General features: G+C 68.6%; 20 protein-coding genes. 12 read left to right on the top strand and 8 right to left on the bottom strand.

Annotated elements, in window-relative coordinates; genetic code table 11:
- On the bottom strand, positions 1-597 hold a 597-nt coding region (locus tag AC3IFE_RS25635; RefSeq protein WP_489192807.1), incomplete at its 3' end, for a solute carrier family 23 protein.
- Positions 598-1,036: 439 nt separating this feature from the next.
- On the opposite strand from AC3IFE_RS25635, the gene AC3IFE_RS25630 reads away from it, so the two are divergent.
- Positions 1,037-2,518: a xylulokinase gene (locus AC3IFE_RS25630; RefSeq protein WP_489192805.1), complete on the top strand. Its 1,482-nt coding sequence runs from the start codon at positions 1,037-1,039 to the stop codon at positions 2,516-2,518.
- On the opposite strand, the gene AC3IFE_RS25625 is transcribed toward AC3IFE_RS25630, so the two are convergent.
- Positions 2,502-2,642, bottom strand: a complete 141-nt coding sequence (locus AC3IFE_RS25625; protein ID WP_489192803.1) for a hypothetical protein — start codon at positions 2,640-2,642, stop codon at positions 2,502-2,504. The genes AC3IFE_RS25630 and AC3IFE_RS25625 overlap by 17 nt on opposite strands.
- Before the next feature lie 89 nt (positions 2,643-2,731).
- Here AC3IFE_RS25625 and AC3IFE_RS25620 point away from each other — a divergent pair, with 89 nt between their 5' ends.
- The 3 genes from AC3IFE_RS25620 to AC3IFE_RS25610 all read left to right on the top strand — a co-directional run bounded on the left by AC3IFE_RS25620 (position 2,732) and on the right by AC3IFE_RS25610 (position 5,639).
- A complete protein-coding gene (locus AC3IFE_RS25620) occupies positions 2,732-3,838 on the top strand; it encodes an S-(hydroxymethyl)glutathione dehydrogenase/class III alcohol dehydrogenase (protein WP_489192801.1) in 1,107 nt (368 codons plus the stop codon).
- A gap of 16 nt (positions 3,839-3,854) precedes the next feature.
- Positions 3,855-4,703, top strand: coding sequence for an S-formylglutathione hydrolase (gene fghA / locus AC3IFE_RS25615; RefSeq protein ID WP_089468326.1), 849 nt, complete (start codon positions 3,855-3,857; stop codon positions 4,701-4,703).
- A 336-nt stretch (positions 4,704-5,039) separates the two neighbouring features.
- A complete protein-coding gene (locus AC3IFE_RS25610; RefSeq protein WP_489192799.1) occupies positions 5,040-5,639 on the top strand; it encodes a hypothetical protein in 600 nt (199 codons plus the stop codon).
- Between the two features lie 24 nt (positions 5,640-5,663).
- Here the strand turns inward: AC3IFE_RS25610 and AC3IFE_RS25605 are convergent, their stop codons facing one another.
- Genes AC3IFE_RS25605 through AC3IFE_RS25590 form a run of 4 tightly spaced genes read right to left on the bottom strand, consistent with a single transcriptional unit; the run spans position 5,664 to position 8,766 of the window.
- Complete coding sequence (locus AC3IFE_RS25605) at positions 5,664-6,446, bottom strand: metal ABC transporter permease (RefSeq protein ID WP_089468786.1); 783 nt, start codon at positions 6,444-6,446, stop codon at positions 5,664-5,666.
- On the bottom strand, positions 6,439-7,329 hold the full coding sequence (locus AC3IFE_RS25600) for an ABC transporter ATP-binding protein (RefSeq protein ID WP_089468325.1): 891 nt from the start codon (positions 7,327-7,329) through the stop codon (positions 6,439-6,441). Before AC3IFE_RS25600 ends, AC3IFE_RS25605 begins: the two co-directional genes overlap by 8 nt.
- Positions 7,330-7,346: 17 nt before the next feature.
- A complete protein-coding gene (locus AC3IFE_RS25595) occupies positions 7,347-8,258 on the bottom strand; it encodes a metal ABC transporter solute-binding protein (protein WP_489192796.1) in 912 nt (303 codons plus the stop codon).
- Positions 8,259-8,304: 46 nt separating this feature from the next.
- A complete protein-coding gene (locus AC3IFE_RS25590) occupies positions 8,305-8,766 on the bottom strand; it encodes a Fur family transcriptional regulator (RefSeq protein WP_089468787.1) in 462 nt (153 codons plus the stop codon).
- A gap of 330 nt (positions 8,767-9,096) precedes the next feature.
- Here AC3IFE_RS25590 and AC3IFE_RS25585 point away from each other — a divergent pair, with 330 nt between their 5' ends.
- The 8 genes from AC3IFE_RS25585 to AC3IFE_RS25550 all read left to right on the top strand — a co-directional run bounded on the left by AC3IFE_RS25585 (position 9,097) and on the right by AC3IFE_RS25550 (position 17,468).
- Positions 9,097-9,873 carry an L-iditol 2-dehydrogenase gene (locus AC3IFE_RS25585; protein ID WP_489192794.1) on the top strand — a complete coding sequence of 259 codons (777 nt, stop codon included), beginning with the start codon at positions 9,097-9,099 and terminating at the stop codon, positions 9,871-9,873.
- A gap of 78 nt (positions 9,874-9,951) precedes the next feature.
- The gene (locus tag AC3IFE_RS25580; protein WP_489192792.1) at positions 9,952-10,908 is read left to right on the top strand and encodes a sugar kinase; all 957 of its coding nucleotides are present in this window, start codon (positions 9,952-9,954) and stop codon (positions 10,906-10,908) included.
- On the top strand, positions 10,896-12,260 hold the full coding sequence (locus tag AC3IFE_RS25575) for a D-tagatose-bisphosphate aldolase, class II, non-catalytic subunit (RefSeq protein WP_489192790.1): 1,365 nt from the start codon (positions 10,896-10,898) through the stop codon (positions 12,258-12,260). Before AC3IFE_RS25580 ends, AC3IFE_RS25575 begins: the two co-directional genes overlap by 13 nt.
- Before the next feature lie 71 nt (positions 12,261-12,331).
- The gene (locus AC3IFE_RS25570) at positions 12,332-13,657 is read left to right on the top strand and encodes an ABC transporter substrate-binding protein (RefSeq protein ID WP_301738747.1); all 1,326 of its coding nucleotides are present in this window, start codon (positions 12,332-12,334) and stop codon (positions 13,655-13,657) included.
- Positions 13,658-13,776: 119 nt separating this feature from the next.
- A complete protein-coding gene (locus tag AC3IFE_RS25565; protein ID WP_089468319.1) occupies positions 13,777-14,730 on the top strand; it encodes a carbohydrate ABC transporter permease in 954 nt (317 codons plus the stop codon).
- Positions 14,727-15,578, top strand: coding sequence for a carbohydrate ABC transporter permease (locus AC3IFE_RS25560; protein ID WP_489192787.1), 852 nt, complete (start codon positions 14,727-14,729; stop codon positions 15,576-15,578). The genes AC3IFE_RS25565 and AC3IFE_RS25560 overlap by 4 nt, the downstream gene beginning before the upstream one ends.
- Complete coding sequence (locus tag AC3IFE_RS25555; RefSeq protein ID WP_301738746.1) at positions 15,575-16,303, top strand: HAD family hydrolase; 729 nt, start codon at positions 15,575-15,577, stop codon at positions 16,301-16,303. The genes AC3IFE_RS25560 and AC3IFE_RS25555 overlap by 4 nt, the downstream gene beginning before the upstream one ends.
- 55 nt (positions 16,304-16,358) lie before the next feature.
- Complete coding sequence (locus tag AC3IFE_RS25550) at positions 16,359-17,468, top strand: ABC transporter ATP-binding protein (protein WP_089435544.1); 1,110 nt, start codon at positions 16,359-16,361, stop codon at positions 17,466-17,468.
- An 84-nt stretch (positions 17,469-17,552) separates the two neighbouring features.
- Here the strand turns inward: AC3IFE_RS25550 and AC3IFE_RS25545 are convergent, their stop codons facing one another.
- The gene (locus tag AC3IFE_RS25545) at positions 17,553-18,509 is read right to left on the bottom strand and encodes a sugar-binding transcriptional regulator (RefSeq protein WP_034174431.1); all 957 of its coding nucleotides are present in this window, start codon (positions 18,507-18,509) and stop codon (positions 17,553-17,555) included.
- Positions 18,510-18,630: 121 nt separating this feature from the next.
- The gene (xylB, locus tag AC3IFE_RS25540; protein WP_301738744.1) at positions 18,631-20,112 is read right to left on the bottom strand and encodes a xylulokinase; all 1,482 of its coding nucleotides are present in this window, start codon (positions 20,110-20,112) and stop codon (positions 18,631-18,633) included.
- Positions 20,113-20,124: the final 12 nt, after the last annotated feature.

Below are 20,124 nucleotides of genomic sequence, written 5' to 3'. Positions count from 1 at the left end.
CAGCACCGAGATGTTCGCGACGAAGCCGCGGCCGAACTTGTTGATCAGCAGGATCAGCGTGAGCACGAGCAGCGACAGGCCGAGATAGACGGGGCTGCCGTACTCGGGGTTGCCGACGCCGCCGGCCGCCCAGTTGATGCCCACTTCCATCAGCGACAGCCCGATCACGGCGATCACCGTGCCGACGACCACGGGCGGGAAGAACCGCAGCAGCTTGCCGATCATCGGCGCGAGCACGATGCCGATGATGCCGGCCGCGATGGTCGAACCGAAGATATCGAGAATGCCGAGGCCGGGGTTCGTGCCGATCGCGATCATCGGGCCGACGGCCGCGAACGTGCAGCCCATGATGACGGGCAGGCGGATCCCGAAGATCCACAGGCCCAGCGTCTGGATCAGCGTGGCGATGCCGCAGGAAAACAGATCGGCGCTGATCAGGAACGCGATCTGGTCTTTCGGCAGCTTGAGCGCCGCGCCGACGATAAGCGGCACGGCGACGGCGCCGGCGTACATGACGAGGACGTGTTGCAGACCAAGCGTTACCAGCTTGCCGGTCGGCAGCACCTCATCGCACGGATGGACCGTGTTCGATTGCATCTGTCTCACTCCATGATCTTGTTTTCGGGGTGATACGAAGTTATTCGGAATGAATCCATGCAACAAGAGCACTGGGTTCTATTCCGTTCTTTGCTGGTTCGATATGCCATTTCGATATGGAAGAGGAGGGCGATCATCGGGAAACTGCCGCGGGAGTGAGGTGTACCGGTTTTATAGCGCTTCAAAATAGCGCCGGCCCCCCTGTCAAATATGGGGTGCTTTATGGTGTGTATCGGGTGGGCCGCATAGTGGCAAAAAGCGGTGTGTGCAAATCGTGCCGGGTTAACCCGCGAACGGTTGCTTTTGCGTGCAAGGTGCCGCCCGATGGAACGCGGCGGCCCGACCGCACATTCGATGCGTCGAAGCGGTGGCAAAAAGCGGGGCGCACATCGCGATCCCGTTATCATCGGCATCCGTTCATACGAATCCTCTTCACGTCATGCGCCTGCTCGGAATCGATCTCGGCACCGGCTCCGTCAAACTCGTCACGCTCGATGCCGACGGCGTCGAGCGGGCCGTCGCGAGCGAACCTTATGGGTTGTCGTCGCCGCGGCCCGGCTGGGCGGAAATCGCGCCCGACGCGTGGTGGCAGGCGCTCGTGCGCGCGGCCGCGCGGCTGCCGGCCGACGAACGCGCGCAGGTCGCGGCGATCGGCTTTTCGGGCCAGATGCATGGCGTCGTGCTGATCGACGCGGCTGGCCAGCCGGTGCGGCCCGCGCTGCTGTGGCCCGACACGCGCGCGGTGCGCGAAGCGGACGCGGCCGGCTGGCCAGCCCCCGGATCGTCCGCCGCCGGATTGCCCGCCGCCCCGAACCCCGCCGCCCCGAACCCCGTCGCGCCCGGCATGGCGGGCCCGCTGTTGCGCTGGCTGGCGACGCATGAACCCGACGCACTGCGTGCCGCGCGCTGGGCCGTGCAGCCGAAGGACTGGCTGCGCATCGCGCTCGGCGGCGACGTCGCCGCCGATCCGAGCGACGCGTGCGCAACGGCGCTCGCGACGCCCGACGGCGCGTGGGACAGCCCATTGATCGACACGCTCGGCCTGCCGGCCGACCGCTTTGCGCCGGTTCGTGCGTCCACCGCGCGCTGCGGCGTGCTCGGCGCGCAGGCCGCCGCCGCGCTTGGCCTGCCGGCCGGCGTGCCGCTCGCGACGGGCGCGGCCGATACCGCGTGCGCGGCGCTCGGCAGCGGGCTGGTCGCGGCAGGCGATGCCCTGCTGACGACGGGAAGCGGCGGGCAGATCGTCGTGCTCGCGGATGCGTTGCCGCCCGTGCGGCGCGGCTTGCATCGCTATCGTGCGGCGACGGGCGGCGGCTACTACACGATGGCGGCGATGCAGAACGTCGGGCTCGCGCTCGAAGCCGTGCGCGGCTGGCTCGGCTACGCGCGATGGGCCGACGCGTACGACGATGCGTTCGCGCAGCCGGCGTCCGAACGGCTGTGTTTTCTGCCGTACCTGACCGGCGAGCGTTCGCCTTGGATGAACCCCGATGCGCGCGGCGGCTGGCTCGGCCTCGGGCTCGGCGACACGCGCGGCGCGATGATGCGCGCCGCGTTCGAAGGCGTTGCGTTCGCGTTGCGCGCGGGGCTCGATGCGATCCGCGACGCCGATCGCCGCGACGCGGTGACGACGCTGCGTCTCGCGGGCGGCGGCTCGGTCGATCCGCGTTGGCGCCAGTTACTCGCCGACGCGCTCGGCGCGTCGCTGCACGCGATCGATTGCCCGAACGCCGCGACGCGCGGCGCCGCGCTGCTCGCGGGCGTCGCGATCGGGCATTGGCGCGAGGATGCGTTGCGCGCGCTGGCGCCGAGCGCGTCGCCGGTCGCCGCGCCGCGCGATGACTGCCTGCTGGCCGCGCGCCACGCGCGCTTCGTCGATCTGTACGCCCGCACGGATGCATGGTTCACGACGGGCGTTTAAACTCGGGCACTTGTTCTTTTGCGTCGGCGATGACGCATCCTGGCAAGCCGGCGACCGTTTCGCGCACGCGATGCGCGGCGGGAGCCGCCATCATGGCGAGCACGATATTCTTGCGCCGTGCCACGCGGCACGGATTCGACGCTTTGCATGACACCCGGGCCGGCGTCGACGCGCCGGCCCGGGCCGATCTCACAGACACACAGGAGTGACACGATGAAAACGAAAGCCGCGATTGCATGGAAGGCCGGTGCGCCGCTGACGATCGAGGAAGTCGATCTCGAAGGGCCGCGCGCCGGCGAAGTGCTGATCGAAGTGAAGGCGACGGGCATCTGCCATACCGACTACTACACGCTGTCGGGCGCCGATCCGGAAGGGATCTTCCCGGCGATCCTCGGCCACGAGGGCGCGGGCGTGGTGGTCGACGTCGGCCCCGGCGTCGGCACCGTGAGGAAGGGCGATCACGTGATTCCGCTCTACACGCCCGAATGCCGCGAGTGCAAGTTCTGCCTGTCGCGCAAGACCAACCTGTGCCAGAAGATCCGCGCGACGCAGGGCAAGGGCCTGATGCCGGACGCGACGTCGCGCTTCTCGCTCGACGGCAAGCCGCTGTTCCACTACATGGGCACGTCGACGTTCTCGAACTACATCGTCGTGCCGGAGATCGCGGTCGCGAAGGTGCGCGAGGACGCGCCGTTCGACAAGATCTGCTACATCGGCTGCGGCGTGACGACGGGCGTCGGCGCGGTCGTGTACTCGGCGAAGGTCGAGGCCGGTGCGAACGTGGTCGTGTTCGGCCTCGGCGGGATCGGCCTGAACGTGATCCAGGGCGCGAAGATGGTCGGCGCGGACAAGATCATCGGCGTCGACATCAACCCGAAGCGCGTCGAGCTCGCGAGGAAGTTCGGGATGACGCACTTCATCAACCCGAACGAAGTCGAGAACGTCGTCGACCACATCGTGCAGCTGACCGACGGCGGCGCCGACTACTCGTTCGAATGCGTCGGCAACGTGAAGCTGATGCGCCAGGCGCTCGAATGCACGCACAAGGGCTGGGGCCAGTCGTTCATTATCGGCGTGGCGGCGGCGGGCGAGGAAATCAGCACGCGTCCGTTCCAGCTGGTGACGGGCCGCGAGTGGAAGGGCTCGGCGTTCGGCGGCGCGCGCGGCCGCACCGACGTGCCGAAGATCGTCGACTGGTACATGGAAGGCAAGATCAACATCGACGACCTGATCACGCACACGCTGCCGCTCGATCGGATCAACGAAGGCTTCGACCTGATGAAGGCCGGCGAGTCGATCCGCTCGGTCGTGCTGTACTGACCGGGAGCACATCGCCATGCTCGAACTCGTTTCCTCGCATGCGTGCCACGGCGGCGAGCAGCGTTTCTACCGTCACGATTCGGCGGCCATCGGCCTGCCGATGAAGTTCTCGGTGTACCTGCCGCCGCAGGCCGCGCAGGATCGCGTGCCGGCGCTGTTCTATCTCGCGGGGCTCACATGCACCGACGAGACGTTCGCGATCAAGGCCGGCGCGCAGCAATACGCGGCGCAGCACGGGATCGCGCTCGTGATGCCCGACACGAGCCCGCGCGGTGCGGGCGTGCCGGGCGAGACCGATGCGTGGGACTTCGGCGTCGGCGCGGGTTTCTACGTCGATGCGACCGAAGCGCCGTGGTCGACGCATTACCGGATGGAGTCGTACGTGACCGGCGAGCTGCGCGAGCTCGTCGTGGCCGAGCTGCCGATCGACGGCGCGCGGCTCGGCATCTTCGGCCACTCGATGGGCGGGCACGGCGCGCTGACGCTCGCGCTGCGTCATCCGGGCCTGTACCGGTCGGTGTCGGCGTTCGCGCCGATCGCCGCGCCGACGCGCTGCCCATGGGGCGAGAAAGCATTCTCGGGCTATCTGGGCGCCGATCGCGACGCGTGGAAGGCGCACGACGCGAGCGAACTGGTCGCGCGCGCCGATGCGCCGAAGTTCGCGGACGGCATCCTCGTCGATCAGGGGCTCGCCGATCAGTTCCTCGCGAACCAACTGAATCCCGACGTATTCGAAGCCGCGTGCGCGAAGGCTGGCCAGCCGCTGACGCTGCGCCGTCATCCGGGCTACGACCACGGGTACTACTTCATCTCGACGTTCATCGCCGATCACCTCGCGCATCATGCGCGCGTGCTGGCGCGGTGAGCCGTCCCTGACGCCACGTCGTTGCGCTTCAACGGGCGACGTGGCTGTCATCCTTCGTTACGCATTCCACCGGGGCATCCGCCCGAAAAAAACACCTGCCGCCGCAAATTCTTACTCGTTCTATAGGAAGTCGAATCGATTCGCCGAATAATGATCGACGATTTAATCGTGGTGAAATTTGTTCGAGTGAGGCTTTGACCTGAATGAGCGACATGGTTTGCGAGGTATCAAACAACTCCCTGAACTGGGGGGATCAATCTGTTTGCGTGGAAACTTGTGCCCGAGCGATGGAGTAGTGGCATCAAGTACATCCAGGCGTTCAAGGATGCGTGGGTCATGCACAACAAGCCCCATATCCGGGCAGCAGCAGGGCGCCACCGTCTACCCCGGGAAATGCTCGCGGGCGTATGTTGGATTGAGGTCGGCGGCGATCCTGAATTCATCGATCGCGTTGCATTCGAAGTGCGCACGTTTGACTGGAGTGGTCCGCCGTTCGTCGACAGGCATCTGACACTGACGCGTCATCCAGCGATGACATCGTTCGGCCCGGTGAGCATGCAGCTTCGCACGGCAGTGCAAACACTCGGAATATTGGTCGCGCTTCGCTCGACTCATCCGGTAATGCATCGGGATGCAAACATGGCTCGTCTCCTTCGCTTCGTCATTCATGTCGCATGCGTCATCGGATTGCTCGTCGTTATTACGATCACCGGAAGCAAGTATGCGTGGATGCATGAAATCGATCCATCCGTCGCGGTCGACGCAATCAAGGACGAAGCTGGCGACCATATACTTGTCAGCTATGCGTTGCTCATGGTCGTTGCGATCACACAGGTCGTGTTGCTCAAGAGAGCCGGTGCCGCAGGTGCCAAACCCTGGATCGGGTTCCTGATCCTCGCGGCAACGGTTGTGTGCGCATGGAGAGCGATCTCGTAACGCCATCCGCACGCATGCAACACATCATGCCCGTCGCAACAAGCTCGCGCCATACACCAGCGCCGACAGCGCCGTAATCCAGAAGCTCGTCGGCCAGTCGGTGTGATACGCGAGCACGATGCCGGCCCACGCCTCGAACAGCGCGAACAGCGCGGCGAGCAGCACGCCCGTCGACAGTCGCGTCGACACGTTCTGCGCGGCCGCGGCCGGCCCCACCAGCAGCGTGAATACGAGCAACACGCCGACGATCTGCGTCGCCGCGGCCACCGCGAGCGCGCACACCGCGAGGAACAGCATCGACACCGTGCGCAGCGATACGCCCTTGGCTTCGGCCAGTTCAGGTTGAAGCGATGCGAACAACAACGGCCGCGCGATCAGCGCGAGCGCGGCGAGGCTTACCGCGCCGATGCCCGCGAGCACCGCGAGCGTGTCGTGGCTGACCGCGAGCACGTTGCCGAACAGCAGCGCGGTGACCTGTGTCGCGAACGACGTATAGAAATGCAGGAACAGCAGGCCGAAGCCGAGCGCGCCGGACAGGATCACGCCGATCGCGACGTCGCGGCCCGCGAGCTTTTCGCCGAGCGCGCCCATGCCGATTCCGGCCGCGAGCGTGAAGCCGACCATCCCCCAGATCGGCGAGAGGCCGAGCAGCACCGCGCCCGTCGCGCCGGTGAAACCGACGTGCGACAGCGCGTGGCCGGCGAAGGTCTGCCCGCGCAGCACCAGGAAATAGCCGACGATGCCCGCGAGCACCGCGACGATCCCCGACGCGGCGAACGCGTTGATCATGAAGTCGTATTCAAACATCGTGCGAATGCCCGGGATGAGCGTGTCCGTGGTGGTGATGGCCGTGGCCGCCGCCACCGCCGTGCGAATGGCCGTCGTCGTCCTCGTGTTCGTGATCGTGCTTCTCGATCTCGACGTCGCCGGACATCACGAAGATCTTGCCGTTCACGCGCATCACGTCGATCGGCGAGCCGTAGAGCCGCGACAGCACGGGCTTGGTGATCACTTCGTCGACGGTGCCGAGCGCGGCCACGCCGTTGCCGAGATACAGCACGCGGTCGAGCGCATTCAGCAGCGGATTCAGTTCGTGCGCGGAGAACAGCACGGTGATGCCGAGCTCGCGCTGCACGTTGCGCACGAGTTCGACGACGCCGCGCTGGTGGTTCGGGTCGAGGCTGATCAGCGGCTCGTCGAGCAGCAGCAGCTTCGGGGTGCCGAGCAGGCATTGCGCGAGCAGCAGCCGCTGCCGTTCGCCGCCCGACAGTTCGGACAGCGGCCGGCGCGCGAGCGACGGGCCGCCGACGAGGTCGAGCACGCGATCGACGTCGCGGCGCGTGGCCGCGTTCGTGTGCGGCAAGCCCCAGCGATGGCCGTCGGCGGCCATCGCGACGAAATCGTAGCCGCGCATCCGGCGGTTCGCGAGGCCGCTCCTGATCTGCGGCATGTAGCCGATCGACGCGTTGCCGCGCGCGACCGGCACGCCGCCGACCGACAGCGTGCCGGCCGACACGGGGACGAGGCCGAGCACCGCGCGCATCAGCGTCGTCTTGCCCGCGCCGTTCGGCCCGAGCACGCCGACGAATTCGCCGGGCTCGATCGAGAAGCTGACGTCGCGCAGGATCGTGCGGCCACCCAGTTCGAGCGTGACGCGATCGACGGCGAGGGCGTGGGGAGTGGCGGTCATGTCGTGACGGTTATCTATTACTTGCCGGCCGACAGCGCGCTGCCGAGCGCGTCCAGCTGGCCGATCATCCATTGCTGGAATGTCTTGCCGGCCGGCTGCGTCTCGGTGACGCTGACGGCCCCCACGCCGCCGTCGCGCGCGATCTTCAGCATGCGCCTGGTCATCGGTTCTTCGGCCTGGCTGTTGTAGATCAGCACGCGCACCTGCTTCTTGCGCAGGTCGTTCTCGAACGCGGCGACGTCCTGCGCACTTGCCTCCGTGTCGTTCATCGTCGCGAGCTGGAAGCGCTGGTTGCGCATGTCGAGGCCGATCGCGTCCGACATATAGCCGAACACGGGCTCGGTGGCCGTCACGGGCACGCCCTTGTACTTCGCGCGCAGCGCGGCGATCTTGTCGTCGACGGGCTTCAGCGACGCGACGAACTTCTGCAGGTTCGCATCGTACTCGGCCTTGTTCGTCGGGTCGGCGCGGCCGAGTTCGGCCGCGATCGCGCGGGCGGCCGCCGGCATCGTCGCCGGGTCGTACCACAGGTGCGGGTTGTCGCCGGCCTTCTTGCCGACGAGCTCGGCGACGACGATCGTCGCGCGCTTCGCCTGCTTCGATGCGCCGAGCAGCTTGCCCATCCACGGATCGTAGTCGGCGCCGTTGTAGATCACGACCTGCGCGTGCTGCAGCGCGCGGGCCGTCTTCGGGCTCGCTTCGAACAGGTGCGGATCCTGGTCCGGATTGCTGAGGATGCTCGTGACCGCGACGTGGCGGCCGCCGATCTGCGACGCGAGGTCGCCGTAGAAATTCTCGGCGGCGACGACGTTGACGGTCGCGGCCTGCGCGAACGCGGGCGCGGCGAGCGATAGCGCGGCGACGGCGGCGGCGAGCCAGCGGACAGGCGACAGGACGCGCCGCGGCGCGCGCTTCAGGGCAATGGACATGGAACTCCTCGTTGGAAGGGCGGTGCGTGCACCGCACGATGCGGCGTCAGCGCTGCGCGGGCTTGCGCTTGCAGTGCCCGCACAGGCCGCTCAGCTCGACGACCTGGTGGTGGACTTCGAAACCATGCGCGGGCTCGCTCGCGGACAACTGCTTCGCGAGGTCGGCGCCGGGAATCTCGACGGTGTCGCCGCACGAATCGCAGATCAGGAACTGGCCTTCGTGCGGCACGCCGATCTCGCAGCACGCGAGGAACGCGTTCTTCGATTCGATCCGGTGGATGAAGCCGTGCTCGACGAGGAAATCCAGCGCGCGGTAGACGGTCGTCGGCGGCACGCGGCCGCGTTGCGGTTCGAGTTCGGCAAGCAGGTCGTACGCGCCGATCGGGCGCTGCGCGGCCAGCACGCGTTCGTAGACCTGGCGGCGCAGCGGCGTCCACGCGAGCCCGTGCTCGGCGGCGAATGCGTCGGCCCGGGACAGCCGGGCGTCAATGGACGATGAGGTAGCCATGGCGTGAAGCAGGGCGATGAAACACAGTATCGCGATGATATAACGTATCGTCGCGCCGTGCAGCGCGAAATCCGTTTTTCGTCCTCCGTCCGTCCCCTTCATCGCCGGTGCCACTGCGCCGCACCGTGCGCGTCTCGCCTTGCGGTGCGGGCGCGGCGGGGCGTCGTCGCGCGCCGCCGTGCCGCAGCGCGTCATAGAAAGCCGTCGCGTCGTCTTGACAGCGCGTATCGCGTATCCGATCATTCGATCACTAACAGAGCAATTGATCGGTCAGAGAGCGTTCGCTCACCTCTCGACCGTCGTGCAGCAAGAACGAACCGGAGACAGCCAGTGAGACTGGAAGACAAGGTCGCGATCCTGACGGGCGCCGCAAGCGGCATCGGCGAGGCGGTCGCGCAACGCTATCTGGACGAGGGCGCGCGCTGCGTTCTCGTCGACATGAAGCCGGCAGGCGGCTCGCTCGCGCGGCTGATCGAGGCCCATCCCGGCCGCGCGGTGGCCGTCACGGCCGACGTCACGCGCCGCGACGACATCGAGCGGATCGTCGCGACGGCGGTCGAGCGCTTCGGCGGCGTCGACATCCTGTTCAACAACGCGGCGCTGTTCGACATGCGCCCGCTCCTCGACGAATCGTGGGACGTGTTCGACCGGCTGTTCTCGGTCAACGTGAAAGGGCTGTTCTTCCTGATGCAGGCCGTCGCGCAGCGGATGGTCGAGCAGGGGCGCGGCGGCAAGATCGTCAACATGTCGTCGCAGGCCGGCCGTCGCGGCGAGGCGCTCGTGTCGCACTACTGCGCGACCAAGGCCGCGGTGATCAGCTATACGCAGTCGGCCGCGCTCGCGCTCGCGCCGCACCGGATCAACGTGAACGGCATCGCGCCGGGCGTCGTCGACACGCCGATGTGGGAGCAGGTCGATGCGCTGTTCGCGCGCTACGAGAACCGGCCGCTCGGCGAGAAGAAGCGGCTCGTCGGCGAAGCCGTGCCGCTCGGGCGCATGGGCGTGCCGGGCGACCTGACGGGCGCCGCGCTGTTCCTCGCGTCGGCCGACGCCGACTACATCACCGCCCAGACGCTGAACGTCGACGGCGGCAACTGGATGAGCTGAAATGCCGCCGCTCGCACGCGCCACGCGCTGGCCGGCCCGCGAGGCGGCGGCCGCCGTCGAACGAGGAGGGCTCGCCTGATGGCCGAGATCGTCGTCGCCGGCGAACTGCTGGCCGAATTCGTCGCCGCCGCGCGCGGCCAGGGTTTCGATACGCCCGGCCTGTTCGAAGGGCCGTTCCCGAGCGGCGCGCCGGCGATCTTCGCCGATCAGGCCGCGCGGCTCGGCGCACGCGTCGCGTATGCGGGCTGCGTCGGCCGCGACGCGTTCGGCGAGGCGATCGTCGCGCGGCTCGCCCGCGACGGCGTCGACGTCGCGCGCATTCGCCGCGTCGCGCGCCCGACCGGCACCGCGTTCGTCGCGTATCGCGACGACGGCTCGCGCAGCTTCGTCTTCACGCTGTCCACCAGTGCGGCCGCGTGCGTCGATGCGTCCGACGTCGACACCGCGATGTTCGACGGTTGCCGCTACTTCCACGTGATGGGTTCGTCGCTGACGAGCGAATCGGCGATCGCGGCCGTGCAGCGCGGCGTGATCGAGGCCGCGCGCGCGGGCGCCAAGGTGTCGTTCGATCCGAACGTGCGGCCCGAAATGCTGAGCTTTCGCCCGATGCGCGCGGCGCTCGACGAGATGCTCGCCGCGTGTCACCTGTTCCTGCCGAGCGAAGCCGACCTGCCGTTCTTCTGCGGGCCGCAGCCGGCCGAGCGCGCGATCGCGGGCCTGCTCGCGACGCATCCGCTGCTCGAGCGCGTCGTGCTCAAACGCGGCGCGCAAGGCAGCGTCGCGTTCGACCGCGCGAACCGGGCCGAAGCGCCGGCATTTCCGGTCGACGAAGTCGATCCGACCGGCGCCGGCGACTGCTTCGGCGGCACGCTGGTCGCGAGCCTCGTCGCCGGCGTGCCGATCGACGTCGCGCTGCGCCGCGCGAACGCGGCTGGCGCGATCGCGGTCACGCGGCGCGGCCCGATGGAAGGCAACAGCAGCGCGGCCGAGATCGACCGCTTCCTGACCGAACGAGGTATCGCATGTCCGGCCTGACGACCGTTGCCGAGCGCACGCGCACCGCGCACGCGGACACCGTGCTGCGGATGATCTTCGACGCGAACCGCGCGGACGCGCAGCGCGGCATCTATTCGATCTGCAGTGCGCACCGGCTCGTGCTGGAGGCCGCGTGCGAAGCCGCGCGCGCGGACGGCTCGCCGCTGCTGATCGAGGCGACCTGCAACCAGGTGAACCATCTCGGCGGCTATACGGGCATGACGCCCGCCGATTTCCGGCGCGACGTCGATGCGATCGCCGCGCGCTGCGGGCTCGCGCCGTCGGCGCTCGTGCTCGGCGGCGACCATCTCGGCCCGAACCCGTGGCGGCACCGCCGCGCGGCCGACGCGATGCGCGAAGCGGCCGCGATGGTCGCGGCCTACGTCGAAGCCGGTTTCGAAAAGATTCATCTCGATGCGAGCATGGCGTGCGCGGGCGATCCGGCGCGGCTCGACGATCGCACGATCGCCGCGCGCGCGGCCGAGCTGTGCCGCGTCGCGGAAGACGCGGCGGCGCGCGCCGGGATCGCGCCCGTCTACGTGATCGGCACCGAGGTGCCGACGCCGGGCGGCGAAGTGAGCGGCGAGGCCGGTAACGAAGCGAGCGGCGACGCGATCGCGCGGATCGCGGTCACGCGCAGCGACAGCATCGCGGCGACGCTCGACGCGCACCGCCGCGCGTTCGCGGCGGCCGGGCTCGACGATGCGTGGACGCGCGTGGTCGCGATCGTCGCGCAGCCGGGCGTCGACTTCGACGATCGCCACGTGCTCGATTACGACAGCGCCAAGGCGGCGTCACTCGGCGCGAGTATCCTGCAGACGCCGCGCCTCGTGTTCGAAGCGCATTCGACCGACTACCAGACCGAAGCCGCGCTCGCCGCGCTCGTGCGCGACCATTTCGCGGTGTTGAAGGTCGGCCCCGCGCTGACGTTCGCGCTGCGCGAGGCGCTGTTCGCGCTGACGTACATCGAGGACGCGCTGATCGACGACGTCGCGCAGCGCTCGCGGTTGCGCGACGTCGTCGACGCGGCGATGCGCGCGCAGCCCGAACACTGGGCGCCGTACTACCGCGGCGACGAGACCGCGCAGCGGCTCGCGCGCCAGTTCAGCTACAGCGACCGCATCCGCTACTACTGGCTGCAACCGGCCGTCGCGGCCGCGGTCGAGCAGCTGTTCGACAACCTCGCGCGGCAGCCGGTGCCGGAAACGCTCGTCGCGCAGTGGCTGCCGGACGTCTACGCGGCGTGCCGCGCGGGCGGCCTCGCGAAGGAACCGCGCGCATGGGTGCGCCACCGGATACGCGACGTGATCGCGCACTATGCGCGCGCGTGCGGGATGCAGCGGCCGGCATGACGGGCCGCGAAGGAAGCGACGCAACACCACGCAGGACCGACGACATTTCGAACAATCACAGGAGACATGCCATGCAACGAAAGATGCTCGACGCCGCCGCACGCTGTTTCGCCGGAGCCGCGCTCGCGACGGCGGCCTGCGCGGCGTCCGCCGGCACGCTGACGATCGCGACGCTGAACAACCCCGACATGATCGAGTTGAAGAAGCTGTCGCCGGCGTTCGAGAAGGCGAACCCCGACATCAAGCTGAACTGGGTGATCCTCGAGGAGAACGTGCTGCGCCAGCGCGCGACGACCGACATCACGACCGGCAGCGGCCAGTTCGACGTGATGGCGATCGGCACCTATGAAACGCCGCAGTGGGGCAAGCGCGGCTGGCTCGCGCCGATCACGGGGCTGCCGGCCGACTACGACCTGAACGACATCGTGAAGACCGCGCGCGACAGCCTGTCGTACAACGGCCAGCTGTACGCGCTGCCGTTCTACGTGGAAAGCTCGATGACGTTCTACCGCAAGGACCTGTTCGCGGCGAAGGGGCTGAAGATGCCCGACCAGCCGACCTACGACCAGATCGCCGAATTCGCGGACAAGCTCACCGACAAGTCGAAGGGCACCTACGGGATCTGCCTGCGCGGCAAGGCCGGCTGGGGCGAGAACATGGCGTACGTGTCGACCGTCGTGAACACGTTCGGCGGGCGCTGGTTCGACGAGAAGTGGAACGCGCAGCTCACGTCGCCCGAATGGAAGAAGGCGATCACGTTCTACGTGAATCTGCTGAGGAAAGACGGCCCGCCGGGAGCGAGCTCGAACGGCTTCAACGAGAACCTGACGCTGACCGCATCCGGCAAGTGCGCGATGTGGATCGACGCGACGGTCGCGGCCGGGATGCTCTACAACAAGCAGCAGTCGCAGGTGGCCGACAAGATCGGCTTCGCGGCCGCGCCGGTCGCCGTGACGCCGAAGGGCTCGCACTGGCTGTGGGCGTGGGCGCTGGCCGTGCCGAAGACGTCGAAGCAGCAGGACGCCGCGCGCAAGTTCATCGCGTGGGCGACGTCGAAGCAGTACATCGAGATGGTCGGCAAGGACGAAGGTTGGGCGTCGGTGCCGCCGGGCACGCGCACGTCGACGTATCAGCGCGCCGAGTACAAGGCCGCCGCGCCGTTCTCGGACTTCGTGCTGAAGGCGATCGAGACGGCCGACCCGAACGATCCGTCGCTGAAGAAGGTGCCGTACACGGGCGTGCAGTACGTCGGGATTCCCGAGTTCCAGTCGTTCGGCACGGTGGTCGGCCAGTCGATCGCGGGCGCGGTCGCGGGCCAGATGACGGTCGACCAGGCGCTCGCCGCGGGCCAGGCCGCGGCCGACCGCGCGGTGCGGCAGGCCGGCTACAAGAAGTAACGCGCAAGCCGTCGCGCGGCCCGCGTCGTGCGCCGTGGCACACGGCGCGGGCCGGCGAGGCCGACAGGCGGGCAGGCCGTTCGCGTTCGCGCCCGCGCATCAACCGGAGGGACTCCGTCATGCGTCACCTGCGTCTTCCCCTGAGTCACGCTCACGCGCCGTCGGTCGGCGACGCGTCGTCGCCGCCCGGTGCGCCGCGCCGGGCGCGCGGCGGCGCGAGCTGGCTCGTGTCGCCGTCCGTCGCGGTGCTGCTGCTGTGGATGTCGATTCCGCTCGCGATGACGATCTGGTATTCGTTCTCGCGCTACAACCTGCTGAACCCGGACGTGAAGGGCTTCGCCGGGCTCGACAACTACCGCTTCCTCGCGACCGATCCGTCGTTCCTGCCCGCGATCTGGCACACGCTCGTGCTGATCGGCGCGGTGCTCGCGATCACCGTGATCGGCGGCGTGCTGATGGCCGTGCTGTTCGACCGCAAGTTCTACGGGCAGGGCGTCGCGCGCCTGCTCGCGATCGCGCCGTTCTTCGTGATGCCGACGGTCTCCGCGCTGATCTGGAAGAACATGATCCTGCATCCGGTGTACGGGCTCGTCGCGAACGCGATGCGCGCGCTCGGGATGACGCCGATCGACTGGTTCGCCGATTACCCGTTGACCGCGGTGATCATCATCGTCGCGTGGCAGTGGCTGCCGTTCGCGTTCCTGATCCTGTTCACCGCGATCCAGTCGCTCGACCAGGAACAGAAGGAAGCCGCGCGCATCGACGGCGCCGGCCCGATCGCGATGTTCTTCTACATCACGCTGCCGCACCTGAAGCGTGCGATCGCCGTGGTCGTGATGATGGAGACGATCTTCCTGCTGTCGATCTTCGCGGAAATCTACACGACGACCGGCGGCGGCCCGGGCGACGCGACGACCAACCTGTCGTACCTGATCTACGCGCTCGGCCTGCAGCAGTTCGACGTCGGCCTTGCGTCCGCGGGCGGGATCATCGCCGTCGTGGTCGCGAACGTCGTGTCGTTCTTCCTCGTGCGGATGCTCGCGCGCAACCTGAAGGGGGAGTACGAGAAATGAGCGACCTCACTTTGGAAAACCGGCGCATACCGGCCGTATTCGACCTCGTGCGGCGTGCGCTGCCCGGCACGCTCGCGTGGCTGATCGCGTTGTTGCTGTTCTTCCCGATCTTCTGGATGGCGATCACCGCGTTCAAGACCGAGCAGCAGGCGTACGCGTCGTCGCTGTTCTTCATGCCGACGCTCGACAGCTTCCGCGAGGTGTTCGCACGCAGCAACTACTTCGCGTTCGCGTGGAATTCGGTGCTGATCTCGGCCGGCGTCACCGTGATCTCGCTGCTGTTCGCGGTGCCGGCCGCGTACGCGATGGCGTTCTTCCCGAACCATCGCACGCAGAAGGTGCTGCTGTGGATGCTGTCGACGAAGATGATGCCGTCGGTCGGCGTGCTCGTGCCGATCTACCTGCTGTGGAAGAACGCGGGGCTGCTCGACACGGTGACGGGGCTCGTGATCGTGTACACGCTGATCAACCTGCCGATCGCGGTGTGGATGACCTTCACGTATTTCAACGAGATCCCGAAGGACATCCTCGAGGCCGGGCGGATCGACGGCGCGTCGACGTGGCAGGAGATCGTCTACCTGCTGATGCCGATGGCGCTGCCGGGGCTCGCGTCCACCGCGCTGCTGCTTGTGATCCTGTCGTGGAACGAGGCGTTCTGGAGCATCAACCTGTCGAGTTCGAACGCCGCGCCGCTGACCGTGTTCATCGCGTCGTACTCGAGCCCCGAAGGGCTGTTCTGGGCGAAGCTGTCCGCGGCGTCGCTGCTCGCGGTCGCGCCGATCCTGATCGTCGGCTGGCTGTCGCAGAAGCAGTTGGTGCGCGGGCTCACGTTCGGGGCGGTTAAATGAGCGGCGCAGGCAAAGGCGCGGCGAGCAAGGCTGTGGCCGGTCACGGCGTGAACGTGCTGATCTGCGATTGCGACGGCGTGCTGATCGACAGCGAGGCCGTCGCCGCCGACGTGATCGTGCGCGAACTCGACGCGCGCTGGCCGGGCGTCGATGCGCGGCCGGCCGTGATGCCGTTGCTCGGGCTGCGCATCGAGCGCGTGCTGGCCGGCGCGTCCGAGGCGGTGGGTCGGGCGCTGACGAACGACGACGTCGACGCGATCCGCCGCGCGGTCGAGGCGGCGGCCGTGAAGGCGCCGATGGTCGAAGGCATCGACGCGGCGCTGGCCGCGATCGACTTGACGACGGCCTGCGCGAGCAACAGCTATCGCGCATACGTCGAAGCGGCGCTCGCGCGCACCGGCCTCGCGCGCTTCTTCGGCGACCGGCTGTTCTGCGCGGATTCGGTCGCGCGGCCGAAGCCGGCGCCGGACGTGTATCTGGCAGCCGCCCGCGCGCTCGGCGCGGTGCCCGCGCAATGCCTCGTGGTCGAGGACAGCGTGACCGGCATCACCGCCGCGGCCGCGGCCGGCATGACCGTGCTCGGCTTCATCGGCGGCGGGCATGCGTCGGCCGCCCAGATCGACGCGCTGCGCGGCATCGGCGCGCGTCACGTATTCGACGACATGCACGAGCTGCCCGGCTACGTCGCGCGCTGGCAGGCGACGGGCGAGGTGCTGCCGAACTAGCAACGATCCAGCGCTGCCGGCTTGGCGGCGCATCACGAACGAACGGAGACAGATCATGGCAAGCGTGCTCCTGCGCAACATCGCGAAGCGCTACGACGACACCGAAGTGCTGCGCAACGTGAACCTCGACATCGCCGACGGCGAATTCGTCGTGTTCGTCGGCCCGAGCGGCTGCGGCAAATCCACGCTGATGCGGATGATCGCCGGCCTGGAAGATATTTCGAACGGCGACCTGCTGATCGACGGCGCGAAGGTCAACGACGTGCCGAGCGCGAAGCGCGGCATCGCGATGGTGTTCCAGTCGTATGCGCTGTACCCGCACATGACGCTGTACGACAACATGGCGTTCGGCCTGAAGCTCGCCGGCGCGAAGAAGCCCGAGATCGACCAGGCCGTGAAGCAGGCCGCGAAGATTCTGCACATCGATCACCTGCTCGACCGCAAGCCGAAGCAGCTGTCGGGCGGCCAGCGGCAGCGCGTCGCGATCGGCCGCGCGATCACGCGCAAGCCGAAGGTGTTTCTGTTCGACGAACCGCTGTCGAACCTCGACGCCGCGCTGCGCGTGAAGATGCGGCTGGAATTCGCGCGGCTGCACGACGAGCTGAAGACGACGATGATCTACGTGACGCACGACCAGGTCGAGGCGATGACGCTCGCCGACAAGATCGTCGTGCTGTCGGGCGGCGCGGTGCAGCAGGTCGGCACGCCGAACGCGCTGTACCACGCGCCGGCGAACCAGTTCGTCGCGGGCTTCATCGGCTCGCCGAAGATGAACTTCCTGAAGGGCACGGTCGAATCGGCCGATGCGGGCGGCGTGCTCGTGCGCTTCGACAGCGGCGAGACGCAGCGTGTCGCGGTCGATGCGGCCGGGCTGCAGCGCGGCGCGGCGGTGACCGTCGGCGTGCGGCCCGAGCATCTGCTGGTCGATGCGGCGGCGCCGGGCGTCGCCGCGCGCACGATGGCCGTCGAGTCGCTGGGTGACGCCGCATATCTGTATGCGGAGTCGGCCGTCGCGCCGGACGGGTTGATCGCGCGGATTCCGCCGCTCGACACGTACCGCACCGGCGACACGCTGCGCGTGCATGCGCAGGCCGAGCACTGTCACCTGTTCGACGAAAACGGGCAGGCGTTTCGGCGGCTGAGCGTGCACGCGAAGGCGGCGTGACGCACGGCACGTGCGCGTGCGCTTGCACTGTTCAGCGGCGCAGGTGTTCGGCCACGCAGTCGGCGAACGCGCGCAGCGTCGGCGTCAGGCCGCCTTCGCGGCCAGCGCGGCGCGCGCGCACGCTTCGTCGGTGACGAGCCCCGACAGCCAGCCGCCGCGCAGCGCGGCAATCACCGCGTCGTGTTTCTTCGGGCCGCCGGCGAACGCGATCGTCGGCAGCTTCGGCGGCGTGGCGAGCGCGACGCTGGTCACGCGCGCGCTCGTCGACACGGTGATCTGCGTACCTTGCGCATCGATCGGCACGCCGAGCAATTCGGCCACCGCGCCGAGCGCGGTCATCTCGTCGCGCTCCTGTTCGGTGATGAAGCCGTCTTCGTAGAGCGGGCAGTGCGGGCCGATGTTGCCGATCCCGACGAACGCGACGTCGGCCTCGCCCGACAGCGCCTCGACGATCCGGTACAGCCGATGATTGCACCACTGCGCGCGCTCGGCGTCGCTGTCGGCGAACAGCGGCGCGGGCAGCAGGAAGTGCTTGCTGCCGGTTTTCTCGGAAATGTACTGCGCGACGTCGTAGCGGTTCGACGAACCGTCGGCCGCGATCGCGCCGACCATCGACACGAGCCGGTGCTGCGGCCGGTCGATCTGCGCGATCTGCGCGACCGCGGCCTTCAGCGTCCGGCCGCTGCTGACCGCGATCACCATCGGCCGCGTTTCGTTCAGGTAGCGCTCCATCACCTGCGCGCCGGCGACCGCGAGCTTGCGGTCGATCGCGTCGGGCGCATCGGCGTCGACCGGCACCACTTCGCACATCGCGAGGCCGTAGCGTTTCGACAGTTGCGCGCCGAGGTCGAGACAGTCGGCGAGCCGATGGTCGACGCGCACGCGGATCAGGTTCTTCTCGACCGCGAACGCGACGAGGCGCTGCGCGACGGGGCGCGACACCTGCAGCTTTTCGGCGATTTCGTTCTGCGTGTCGCCCGCGACGTAATAGAGCCACGCGGCGCGCGTGGCGAGATCGAGTTTTTCTGAGGACTTGGACACGATAGCGATTCGGTTCGGATGGGGGGCCGCTTCGCGGGCCGGCCGGCGGGCCGCATGACGGCATCCACTGTACCGCATGTCGCGCGGCTGGCCGGCGGCCCGGCCGCGCGACGGGGCGTGCCTACGCGAGCCGTGCGCGCGACGGTTCGTACAGCGGCCGCACGTGACGATACAGCGTGCGGAACGCATCGAGGCGTTCGCGCAGCCGCGCATGGCGGGCGGCGTCCGGCGCGTATTCGGCGCGCACCGGCGGCTTGGTCAGCACCGTATGCGGATCGCCGCCGACGGCGAGCCAGCCGAGCCGTGCCGCGCCGAGCGCCGCGCCCGTTTCGCCGCCGCCGATCTGCTGCGTGCGCACGTTCAGCGCGTCCGCGATTAATTGCGCCCAGAACGCGCTGCGCGCACCGCCGCCGATCAGCGACAACTGGTCGGTTTCCACGCCGGCCGCGTGCAGCGCATCGAGGCCGTCGGCGAGGCCGAGCGTCACGCCTTCGAGCACTGCGTAGCCGAGGTGCGCGCGCTCGGTCGCGTGCGTCATCCCGAAGAACGCGCCCTGCGCGTACGGATCGTTGTGCGGCGTGCGTTCGCCGGACAGATAGGGCAGGAATAGCGGGGCCGCCGCGAGCGCGTCGGGGTCGAGCGCCTCGACTTCGGCGAGCAGCGCGGGCTCGTCGGTGCCGGTCAGCTTGCAGACCCAGCGCAGGCAGCTCGCGGCCGACAGCACGACGCTCATCAGTTGCCAGCGATCGGGAATCGCATGGCAGAACGCGTGCACGGCCGACGCGGGATTCGGCATGAAGCGGTCGCCGACCACGCTCAGCACGCCCGACGTGCCGAGCGACACGAAGCCGTCGCCCGCGTGGATCGCGCCGATGCCGAGCGCGCTCGTCGCGTTGTCGCCGCCGCCGCCTGCCACCGGCACGGCCTCCGACAGCCCCAGCTCGCGCGCGACGTCCGCGCGCAGCGTGCCGGACGGCGCGTTGCCTTCGACGATGCGCGGCATCTGCTCGCGCGTCATCCCGCACGCGGCGAGCAGCGCATCGGACCAGTCGCGGCGCGCGACGTCGAGCCACAGCGTGCCGGCCGCGTCCGACGGGTCGGACACTTTCGCGCCGGTCAGCCGGAACCGCAGGTAGTCCTTCGGCATCAGCACGCACGCGGTGGCCGCGAACACGTCGGGTTCGTGCTTCGCGACCCACAGCAGTTTCGGCGCGGTGAAGCCGGGCATCGCGAGGTTGCCGGCCAGCGCGTGGAGATCGGGCGCGCGTTCGGTCAGCAGCGCGCATTCGTCGGCGCTGCGCATGTCGTTCCACAGGATCGCGGGGCGCAGCACGCGGTCGTCGCGGCCGAGCAGCACCGCGCCGTGCATCTGGCCCGACAGGCCGATGCCGCGCACCTGTGCGAACGCGTGGGGATGCCGTTCGCGCAATGCCGCGAGCGCGGCGAGCGTGCCTCGCCACCAGTCGTCCGGATGCTGCTCCGCCCAGCGCGGGTGCGGGCGCGATACGGTAAACGGCGAGCCCGCGGTGCCGACCACCGTGCCGTCCGGGGCCAGCAGCAGCACCTTCACTTCCGAGGTGCCGAGGTCGATGCCGAGATACATGAGCAATCCGTT

The organism is Burkholderia sp. APQ4-4ca, from assembly GCF_057837105.1.
Note: the sequence above shows the minus strand (reverse complement) of the source record. Positions and strands in the feature narration are given on the sequence as shown.